Raw genomic sequence first — 602 nt, 5'->3', positions numbered from 1 at the left:
AGAAGGGGCGGAGGGGGAGGGTCAGTGCGCGGTCGGCGGGATGTACTTGTAGCCCACGCGGCGCACCGTCCGGATCGCCGTGCGGTACTCGGCGCCCAGCTTGCGGCGCAGGCGGGCGATGTGGACGTCGACGGTGCGGCCGTCGCCCACATGGCCGTAGCCCCAGACCGTGGTGACCAGCTGGTCGCGGGTGTGGACCCGGTGCGGGTGTGCGACGAGGTGGGCGAGCAGCTCGAACTCCAGGTAGGTGAGTTCGAGTTCGCGTCCGGCCACTTCGGCGGTGCGCCGTACGGTGTCGATGCGGATGAGCGAGTCGTCGCTCTCGTCGGCGGCCTCGCCTGCCTCACCGGCCTTGCCGGCCTCGCCGGTCTCCGGCTGTTCGGGCACGGCCACCGGCAGGAACGGGGGCTGCCGGTCGGCGGGCACCAGCACCAGATAGCCGACCATCGGCGGCCGGCCCGGCAGCGCGGGCAGGATGTGCTGCGGAGCCGGCAGCCAGGTGGTGCCCGGCGGCAGCAGGTCCGCGAGGTCGGGGGTCTCGTCCCGGTCCACGGCGCGCAGCCGGTGCCGGGCGGGAGCGGGGGAGGGGACGGTGGTCAGAG

At 74.3% G+C, this 602-nt stretch carries 1 protein-coding gene; it reads right to left on the bottom strand.

The window, feature by feature from the left end:
• Positions 1 to 21 precede the first annotated feature (21 nt).
• Positions 22 to 600: a winged helix-turn-helix domain-containing protein gene (locus tag CCN35_RS26870; RefSeq protein ID WP_086794640.1), complete on the bottom strand. Its 579-nt coding sequence runs from the start codon at positions 598 to 600 to the stop codon at positions 22 to 24.
• Between the last annotated feature and the right edge of the window lie 2 nt (positions 601 to 602).

Source organism: Streptomyces thermovulgaris (assembly GCF_002155915.1).
Taxonomy (GTDB): domain Bacteria; phylum Actinomycetota; class Actinomycetes; order Streptomycetales; family Streptomycetaceae; genus Streptomyces; species Streptomyces thermovulgaris.
This window is presented reverse-complemented; position numbering and strand designations above follow the sequence as displayed.